At 72.2% G+C, this 8,531-nt stretch carries 9 protein-coding genes; 3 read left to right on the top strand and 6 right to left on the bottom strand.

All coding sequences use genetic code 11. From position 1 onward, the window contains the following. Nucleotides 1–191: 191 nt before the first annotated feature. Both ABZ193_RS42490 and ABZ193_RS42485 read right to left on the bottom strand, forming a co-directional pair. A complete protein-coding gene (locus ABZ193_RS42490; RefSeq protein ID WP_354714467.1) occupies nt 192–812 on the bottom strand; it encodes a class I SAM-dependent methyltransferase in 621 nt (206 codons plus the stop codon). After that, nucleotides 802–1,815, bottom strand: coding sequence for an NAD(P)/FAD-dependent oxidoreductase (locus ABZ193_RS42485; protein ID WP_354714465.1), 1,014 nt, complete (start codon nt 1,813–1,815; stop codon nt 802–804). Before ABZ193_RS42485 ends, ABZ193_RS42490 begins: the two co-directional genes overlap by 11 nt. 128 nt (nt 1,816–1,943) lie before the next feature. On the opposite strand from ABZ193_RS42485, the gene ABZ193_RS42480 reads away from it, so the two are divergent. Beyond that, nucleotides 1,944–3,020: a glutamate--cysteine ligase gene (locus ABZ193_RS42480; protein ID WP_354714463.1), complete on the top strand. Its 1,077-nt coding sequence runs from the start codon at nt 1,944–1,946 to the stop codon at nt 3,018–3,020. Here ABZ193_RS42480 and ABZ193_RS42475 read toward each other — a convergent pair. From ABZ193_RS42475 to ABZ193_RS42460, 4 genes are all read right to left on the bottom strand, one after another. Further along, a complete protein-coding gene (locus ABZ193_RS42475) occupies nt 3,007–3,612 on the bottom strand; it encodes a bifunctional 4-hydroxy-2-oxoglutarate aldolase/2-dehydro-3-deoxy-phosphogluconate aldolase (RefSeq protein WP_354714461.1) in 606 nt (201 codons plus the stop codon). The genes ABZ193_RS42480 and ABZ193_RS42475 overlap by 14 nt on opposite strands. Beyond that, nucleotides 3,599–4,354 carry an IclR family transcriptional regulator gene (locus tag ABZ193_RS42470; protein WP_020422963.1) on the bottom strand — a complete coding sequence of 252 codons (756 nt, stop codon included), beginning with the start codon at nt 4,352–4,354 and terminating at the stop codon, nt 3,599–3,601. Before ABZ193_RS42470 ends, ABZ193_RS42475 begins: the two co-directional genes overlap by 14 nt. Continuing rightward, entirely contained in the window at nt 4,354–5,253 is a 900-nt protein-coding gene (locus ABZ193_RS42465) for a sugar kinase (protein WP_354714459.1), read from the bottom strand. Before ABZ193_RS42465 ends, ABZ193_RS42470 begins: the two co-directional genes overlap by 1 nt. A gap of 72 nt (nt 5,254–5,325) precedes the next feature. Next, a complete protein-coding gene (locus ABZ193_RS42460) occupies nt 5,326–6,129 on the bottom strand; it encodes a helix-turn-helix domain-containing protein (RefSeq protein ID WP_354714457.1) in 804 nt (267 codons plus the stop codon). Between the two features lie 60 nt (nt 6,130–6,189). Between ABZ193_RS42460 and ABZ193_RS42455 the strand changes: the two genes are divergently transcribed. After that, entirely contained in the window at nt 6,190–6,585 is a 396-nt protein-coding gene (locus ABZ193_RS42455) for a DUF3224 domain-containing protein (protein WP_354714455.1), read from the top strand. Between the two features lie 46 nt (nt 6,586–6,631). Further along, nucleotides 6,632–8,401 (top strand): glycosyltransferase, encoded by a 1,770-nt coding sequence (locus ABZ193_RS42450; RefSeq protein ID WP_354714453.1) that lies wholly within the window; start codon nt 6,632–6,634, stop codon nt 8,399–8,401. The last annotated feature ends 130 nt before the right edge of the window (nt 8,402–8,531 follow it).

Here is an 8,531-nt window from a genome sequence, read left to right as displayed (position 1 = left end):
GGGGATGAAACCGCCCCGGCAGGCCCAGTGACGCGGCGCGGGCGCCCCGGCCAGCCCAGCCGAGCGGCGCCAGCGCCAAGGCCAACCCAGCCGCGCGGCGCCAGCGCCAAGGCCAGCCCAGCCGCGCGGCTTGAGCGAGCGTCTCACCGGCCTCGCGCGCACGGCACCAGCCACGGCCCACGAGCCGCGTCCTAACGGCGGGCCCGCACCACCGCGTCGTAGATCGTCACCGCCTTGCCGTCCGGGTCCGTGGCTTGCCGGGGGCGCGCCTCGGCGACCTCCACGGTCCACTCGGCGGGCAGCCAGCTCGCCACCTCCTCCGCGCTGCTGAACCGCTCGGGCACGTGCGGCCGCCCCATCGTGGTGTCCAGGTCACGCGCGTCGTGGTGGACCAGCAGGACCGTGCCGCCCGGGTTGAGCCACCCGGCGAACCGGCCGACCAGCTCCCGCAGCTCCGGGTTGCGCAGGTGCAGGAACTGCGCCGAGATCAGGTCGAACCGCCGGTCGCCCGGGTCCCACGTCCGCACGTCGGCCCGCTCCCACTCGATCCGGTCGCCGACGCCGGCCGCCGCCGCGTGCTCGGATCCCCGTCGCAGCGCGGTTTCCGACAGGTCCAGCGCCGTCACCCGCCAGCCACGCTCCGCGAGCCAGCAGCTGTCGGCTCCCTCGCCCGCGCCGATGTCCAGCGCCGTGCCCGGCGGCAGGTCCCCGGCCTCCGCCACGAGCTGCGGGTTCGGCCGTCCACTCCAGACCGCCGTGTGCGAGCGGTACCGCTCCTCCCAGAACTCCTCGCCGTACTCCTCAGATCCCATGACGCTGTGCCCCTCCGACGAGTTCGCTCACTTCGCGCTCGGCCGAGAACACCCCGGCCCGGTGCGCGGCGACGGCCGCGCGCGTGTCCTCCGCCACCAGGTCCGCGTTGATCGCCGCGCCCGCCGTCAGCCCGCCGGACGCCGACACGATCACCTGCGCCGTCACGTTCGCCACGTTCCCCGCGACCCACACGCCCGGCACCTCGGTGGCGCCGGTCGGGTCCGCGGCGACGTAGCTCCCGATCACGTGCCCCTGCATGACCTGCTCCGACACCTCGAGCCCGAGCGCGGTGAGCAGCCCGGCCCGCGCCGTGAACCGGGGCGCGACCACGGCAACCTGCCGCGGCACGACCTCGCCGGACCGCATCCGCACCCCGGTCAACCGATCGTCGTCGACCTCGACGGCCGCGACCTCGCCCTCGATCACCCGGATGCCGCGGGCGGCCAGCTCCTCGCGCTGCTCGTCGGTCAGCTCGGGCGCCTGGTGCCGGAACAACGTCACGTCCGCACTCAGCTGCCGCCACAGCAGCGCCGCGTGCACCGCCATCGGGTTCCCGCCGATCACGCCGATCGCCTGATCCCGCGCCTCCCAGCCGTGGCAGTACGGGCAGTGCAGGACGTCGCGGCCGAACCGCTCCGCGACACCGTCGATGTCCGGCAGCTCGTCGACCAGTCCGGTGGTCACTAGCAGCCGGCGCGCGCGGACCTTGCGGCCGTCGTCGAGGGTCACCTCGAAACCGTCCGCGGTCCGCTCCGCCGCGGTGACCGTGCCCGTGACGATCTCGCCGCCGTACCCGGTCACCTCGTCGCGACCGATGGCGACCAGCTCGGCCGGTGGAGTACTCTCCCGGCCCAGGTAGTTGTGCACGTGCCCGGCTCGTGCGTTGCGCGGGTCGCCCGCGTCGACGACCAGCACCGACCGGCGCGCCCTTGCCAGTGCGAGGGCGCCGGCCAGCCCCGCCGATCCACCACCCACCACCACAACGTCGTACTTCTCGTCCATGACCGCGACTATCCGCGCGCCCGGCCGCGGGTGACAAGAAATTTTGCCGGGATGGCAAAACCGGGGCGGGGCCGGGCTTGAAGAGCCGGGAAGCGGGTAAACAGCGGCCACCAACGAGGAGGGCGAGGGTGGAGCAGATACCGACGTTCGGCGTCGAAGAGGAGTTCCTGCTCGTCGACGACCGGGGTCACCTGTCGGACCGCGGTCCGGAGGTGGTCGAAGCCTTCGACCGCCCCGACGGCGACGTGCAGCGGGAACTGGCGCGCAGCCAGGTGGAGCTGGCGAGCGAGGTCTGCCGGGGCGCGGGCGAACTCCTCGATCAGCTCACGCACTTCCGCTCCCGGCTCGCGGCCGAGGCGGCGAAGCGGCAGCTGCGCCTGATCGCCAGCGCGACCCCGCCGCTGGCCGAGGCTCACCCGCCCGCCCTCACGCCGACTCCGCGGTACCGGCGGATGGGCGAGCACTTCGGCATGATCGCGCGCACCGGCACCACGTGCGGCTGCCACGTGCACGTCAAGATCCCGGACCGCGGCACCGGGGTGCGGATCAGCAACCACGTCCGGCCGTGGCTGCCGGTGCTGCTCGCGCTCACCGCGAACTCGCCGTTCGACAGCGGGAACGACACCCGGTACAGCAGCTGGCGGCACGTGCTGTGGTCACGCTGGCCGTCCGCGGGACCGCCGCCGTTGTTCGCCTCGCTCGACGAGTACGAGTCCCGGGTGGCCGCGATGCTCGAATCCGGCGCGATGCTGGACCGGGGCATGATCTACTGGGACATCCGGTTGTCGGAGAAGCGCCCGACGCTGGAGTTCCGCATCAGCGACGTCGCGGCGACGGCCCGCGAGGCGGCCACCCTCGCGGTGCTGGTGCGCGGCCTCGTGCTCACCGCACTGTCCGAACTGGACGATCCGCCGCCGCCGGTGCCCGGGGAGGTGTTGCGGGCCAACCTGTGGCGCGCGGCGCGCGACGGCCTGGACGGCTCCGCCCTGCACCCGGAGACCGGACGCCTCACCCCGGCCCCGGCGCTGGTCAGCCAGCTGGTCGAACGGGTCCGCGGCGCCCTCACCGAGACCGGCGACCTCGACTTCGTGGTGGAGTCGCTGGCGTGGGTGCGCGAACACGGCAACGGCGCCCAACGCCAGCGGCGCGCCTTCGCGGAGAAGGAGCAGCTCACCGACGTGGTGGACCTGCTCAGCCTCCGATAGCCGCCTTCAGCGCGGCCAGCGCGTCCGGGTCCGCGAGCGCCGAACCAACCGCCACACCACGACACCCGGCCGCCAAGAAGTCCGCCGCATTGCCCGCATCAACACCACCCGTCGCGACGAACCGCACCGACGGGAACGGCGCCAGCTGCGCCCTGATCCAACCGGCGCCCAGCTGCCGCGCGGGAAACGCTTTCAGCCATGTGTTCCCCAGCGCCAGCGCGCTCGCGATCTCGGTCGCCGTCGCCACGCCCGGCAGGTGCGGCAGGCCGAGCCGGTGCGATTCCGTCACGACCTCCGGGTGCAGCCCGGGCGCCACGGTGAACTCGGCGCCGATCTCGCGCACCGCGACCAGCTGGTCCACTGTGGTCACCGTGCCCGCGCCGACGCTCTTGCCCCGCTCGGCCGCCGCGGCCACGGCAGCGCGCAGCGACGGCATCGCGTCCGGCGTCTGCACCGGGATCTCCACCAGCTCCACACCGAAATCCCAGGCGCGCACGCACATGTCCACAGTCTGCTGTGGATCGAGGCCGCGGAAGATGCCCAGCACGGGGTTGCGGCCGAGGTGCGCGGCGAAGAAGTCAGCGGGATCCATGGTCGTCTCCTCCCCAGCCCAGTGCCCGGGAGATCCGGTGGGCGGCGGTCCGGTACTCGTCGAGATGTGCACGCAGTTCGGCCAGCGGCGCGACGACCTTGAGCGCGGTGACGGACAGGCTGTGCGTCACCTGGCCCCGCGCGTCGCGCACCGGCAGCGCCAGGCAGTTCAGGAAGTCCTCGTGCTCGCCGTCGTCCTCGGCCCAGCCGCGTTCGCGGACGCGGTCCAGCTCGGCGGACAGCTCCGCGGGCCCGGCGACCGTGGTGGGCGTGAAGCGCTGGTAGTCGCACAGGGACAGCCAGCGCTCGCGGTCCGGCTGGTGCGCCAGGATCGCCTTCGCGACGCCGGCGGTGTGCAGAATCGCAGGCAGCCCGATGCGCGACCCCATCGCGACGCTGCCGCGGCCGTCGATCTTGTCCACGTACACCACCCGGTCACCCACCAGTTCCGCGAAGTGCACGGTGTGCCCGCACTGTTCGCCCAGCTCCTGCAGCACCGGGCGGGCGAGGGCGCGCGCCTCGACCTGGTCCAGCGCGAGCTGGCCGTAGGCGATCAGCTGGAACCCCATCGCGTAGCGGTTGTCCGGGACGCGCCGGACGAACCCGCCCTCCTCCAGGGTCTGCAGGATCCGCAGCGCGGTCGACTTGTGGACACCGAGGTGGTCGGCGATCTCGCCGAGGGTGCGGTGACGGCGGGAGACGAACGCGACGATGTCGATCGCGCGGGCGACGGTCTGGGACATCAGCCCAGTTTCCCGATGATGTCGGCGGCCGGGGGCAGTTCGGCGAAGTCCGACGGGGATTCGAGCACCCGGGCGGCGGCGTAGTGGCCCAGCCGGAGGCGCGTCACCTCGTCGCGGTCGTCGAGGAAGCCGCTGAGCCACCCGGCCGCGAACGCGTCCCCGGCCCCGACCGCGTCCACCACGTCGACCTTCGTGGACGGCACGCGGTGCACCCCCGTCGGGGTGAAGCTGACCGCTTCGATCGCGGCGTCCTTGACCACCAGGTAACGCGGGCGGTCGAGGAACGCGCGGACGCTCTCCGCGTCGCTCGTGCCCCACAGCGCCTCTGCCTCGTCGCGGCCGACGAACACGATGTCGCTGTCCTGGGCCAGTTCCCGCAGGACCTCGGGCGCGTCGCCGTGCCACAACTGCGGGCGGTGGTTGACGTCGAAGCTGACCAGGCCCGGCCCGCGGATCAGGGCACGGGTGGCTTCGCGGGCCTGCTCGGACAGCGCGGCCGTGATGCCGGAGACGTGCACGAGCCGCGCCGGCTGGGCGGTCCAGTGCGCGATGTCGGCGGTCGTGATCGCGGAGGCGGCGGAACCGGCGCGGTAGTAGTAGACGCGGGTGCCGTCCGGGGTGGGGTCCTTGAAGTAGACCGCGGTGGGACGGTGCTCGTCGCGGCGGACCAGCGACGTGTCGACGCCGTGCCGCTGGAGGTCGTCCAGCACGAGGTCGCCGAGCGGGTCGACGCCGAGCGCGCTCGCCCAGGCCGCCTTGTGCCCGAGACGGGCCAGCAGGGCCGCGACGTTCGACTCCGCGCCGCCGGGCCGCAGCAGGAAGCGGCTGTCCGAGACCAGACGGCCGCCCGCCTCGGGCGTGACCATGACCATGGTCTCGCCGACCGTCAGCACGTCCACGCCCGCCTCCGTTGCACATGTTGCAATGTCGTTGTTCTCATTGCAATATAGCAGGTCCAGCGCGGGGTGCGATCAGGAGCGGCGGGCGTAGCGGCCCGGCGGTTCACCGACCACGGCGGTGAACTCGCGGGTCAGGTGGGCCTGGTCGGCGTACCCGAGGTCGGCCGCCAGCTCGGCCCAGTCCACGGACTCGTCGCGCGCCGCCCGTTCGGCGGCGTCGTAGATGCGGTACCGGCGCAGCACCCACTTCGGGCTCACGCCGATGTGGTCGGCGAAGGCGCGCTGCAGCTGCCGCACGCTCACCCCGCCCCGCGCGGCCAAGTCCTCGACGCGTCGCAGGTCCCGGTCGCGCGCGGCGAGTTCGGCGAGGGCCGTGGTGTCCTCCGACGGCTGGCGCTCGTCCGGGACCAGCGGGGCGAGTGCGTCGTCGAGCATCGCCGCGATCTCGGCGCCACCGGTGTCGCCCGCGAGCGCTTCGGCCAGCGCGGGCTCGACCGGGTGCAGCGCCGGGAAACCCTCGGCGACCGGGTGGACCTGGTCCGTGATCGTGGCCATCGACCTGCCGAGGAACGGGCGGAACCCGCCGGGCCGGAACATCACGCCCAGCGCCCGCCCGCGCCCGGACAGCCGGCGCGTGAAGCGCTGGGTCTGCACGCCGCTGACCATGCCGGGGCCCTCGTCGAACACGACGTTGACCACCGGGTGCACGAGGACGTGCTGCTCGTGGACATCCGGCAGGTCCCAGGACACCAGCCAGTACCGGTCGACGAACCGGTCCACCCCCGGCGACGGCGGGTACCGGGTCAGCTCGAACCGCCGCAGCCCCGCGTTCGGGTGCAGGATGCCGCGGCTGTCCCGCTCGACCGGCTCGACCACACCCCGAGCCTAGTCGCGTTTCTTCAAGACCGGCCGGCCGCGCCCGGCTAGCGTGCGGGCATGACGACACGCGCGGAAAGCACCTTCACCAGCGAGAACAGAGAGAGCACCCCGCGCGAGTGGACCGGCGGCGCGATGGCCAGGACGCGGTGGCTGAAGGAGTTCACCGGCGACCTGGAGGGCACGAGCGTGGTCGAGGCGATCATGCTCCAGGTCGAGCCCGCGCCGGGTGGTGAGGCGGGCGCGATCTACGTCGGGGTCGAGCGGTTCGAGTGCAGCCTGCACGGGCGCAAGGGCAGCTTCCTGCTGACCCACAACGCCACCTCGCTCGGTGCGGAGACCGGCGGCGAGTGGACCATCGTGCCCGGCTCCGGCCGCGATGAGCTGACCGGGATCAGCGGCCGCGGGGAAATCCTGCCGGACCACCACTTCGTTTTGGAGTACACGCTGCGCTGAAATCGGTTAGGGTGTCGCAATTCTCGACGCCGAGGACGTGACGCCCATGATCGGAGAACGAACGGCGCAGCGCACATTCTTCGCGCCGCCGCGGGACCGGGAACCGGCCGAGCTGTACCGGGAGATCGTCGCCGGATCGGCCACCGCGAGCCGCACCGCGTTCGCGCTGGAGCCACACGCGCGGATCAGCACCAACACGTACTTCGGCCGCTTCCCGGCCAGTCACTGGCAGCGGTGGACCGACGTGCCGCGGGTGACGCTGCGGGTGCGGGCGCGTGGTTCGGGAACGATTTTCCTGATGGCTTCCGACAGCCTCGGCCGGGAACGCACGGTCGATTCCGCACGCGTCCATTCGGCGGAATCGGAATACACCGAACTGACGGCCGAGCTGAATCGGTTCGCCGACGGCGGCGCATTGTGGCTGGAGGCCGCGACGGAGAACCGGCGGCTGCGGGTCGACGACGTCCGGTGGCTGGTGCCGGGCCCGGGCCGGGGTCACGGCGCGGTGGTCGCGATGTGCACCCACAACCGTCCGGAGGAGTGCCTCGCCACCCTGCGGACGCTCGCCGCGGACCGCGAGTGCCTGGACGCGCTGGACGCCGTGTTCGTGGTGGACCAGGGCAGCGATCCGGCGCCCGTGGAGCAGGCCGGGCTCGGCGCGAAGCTGCGGTACGTGCGGCAGCCGAACCTCGGTGGCGCGGGCGGGTTCGCGCGCGGGTTGAGCGAGGCCACCGCCGACGGTCGTCGTCCGCACGTGGTCCTGATGGACGACGACATCGTGCTGGAGCCGGAAACGGTGCTGCGCCTGATCGCGTTCGCGGAGCTGACCGTGGCACCGGCGATCGTCGGTTCGCAGATGCTGCAACTGCTGCACCCGCACCGCCTGCAGGTGGCGGCCGAGTACGCGGACCTGCCACGCCTCCGGGCGGGCCGCCCGGTGCCGGGCGCGTTCCAGGACGTGGACCTGCGGGAACACAAGCTGGACCTGCACGTGGACGGCGAGTACAACGCGTGGTGGACGTGCCTGGTGCCGCCCGAGGTGGTGGAGTCGACCGGCTTGCCGATGCCGATGTTCTTCCAGTGGGACGACATCGAGTACGGCTTGCGAGCTCGGGCGGCCGGCCACCCAAGCATCACCCTGGCCGGCGCGGGGGTCTGGCACGCGGACTTCTGGTGGAAGGACTGGGACGACTGGCCGCGGTACTTCAGCGTCCGCAACGGCTTGATCGTGGCCGCCCTGCACGGCGATTTCCAAGGAACGGCGGCTTTCCTGGCGGGTGAACTGGCGCGCTACCTGGTGTCGATGAGGTACGCCCTGGCCGCGACGCTCATCCTGGCGATAGAGGACTTCCTGCGCGGCCCGGAGGTCTTGTCGGACGGCGGCGCGCAAGCTGTGGCGGCGGTGCGGAAGCTGCGCTTGGAACACCCGGAGACGCAGTTGCGACCGGTATCGTCGGTTGGCCAGACGCGCACTGTCCGATCCGGACCGGAGCCATCGCGCCCAGGACTGGTGATGGCGAAGCGAATCGCATGGCACCTGCTGGGAAAGTCACATGGAGAGGCGGCGGTGCCGGCGCGGGACAGCGAGTGGTGGCATGTGGCGCTGTTCGACCGTGCGGTGGTGACGGACCCGTCGCAGGAGGGCGTGAAGGTTCGGCAGCGGGACCGGGCATTGGCAAGGAAGCTGGCGACCGAAGGCGCGAAGGTCCTGCTCCGATTCCGCAAAGAGGCGGAGCGGGCCGCGGACCAATACCGGGCAGCACTACCAGATCTGACCACAACGAACAGCTGGAACCAACGCTTCAACAAGGCCTGAAACCGCCACCCGGCAACGAAAAGCAAGCGACTACCCCAACCAGACCTCCCCCGCCCCCGATCCACAGCCGATCTTTAGTCGCCGATCAGGCGTGTCAAGGTACTCTTTCCCGCCTTGACACGCCTGCTCG

It is taken from the genome of Amycolatopsis sp. NPDC006125, from assembly GCF_040614195.1.
GTDB lineage: Bacteria > Actinomycetota > Actinomycetes > Mycobacteriales > Pseudonocardiaceae > Amycolatopsis_E > Amycolatopsis_E tucumanensis.
This window is presented reverse-complemented; position numbering and strand designations above follow the sequence as displayed.

Bases quoted from the DNA above. Each gene is read 5' to 3' on its own strand.
- ABZ193_RS42490 (WP_354714467.1), bottom strand. From the start codon at position 812: ATGGGATCTGAGGAGTACGGCGAGGAGTTCTGGGAGGAGCGGTACCGC.
- ABZ193_RS42485 (WP_354714465.1), bottom strand. From the start codon at position 1,815: ATGGACGAGAAGTACGACGTTGTGGTGGTGGGTGGTGGATCGGCGGGG.
- ABZ193_RS42475 (WP_354714461.1), bottom strand. From the start codon at position 3,612: ATGGATCCCGCTGACTTCTTCGCCGCGCACCTCGGCCGCAACCCCGTG.
- ABZ193_RS42470 (WP_020422963.1), bottom strand. From the start codon at position 4,354: ATGTCCCAGACCGTCGCCCGCGCGATCGACATCGTCGCGTTCGTCTCC.
- ABZ193_RS42455 (WP_354714455.1), top strand. From the start codon at position 6,190: ATGACGACACGCGCGGAAAGCACCTTCACCAGCGAGAACAGAGAGAGC.
- ABZ193_RS42450 (WP_354714453.1), top strand. From the start codon at position 6,632: ATGATCGGAGAACGAACGGCGCAGCGCACATTCTTCGCGCCGCCGCGG.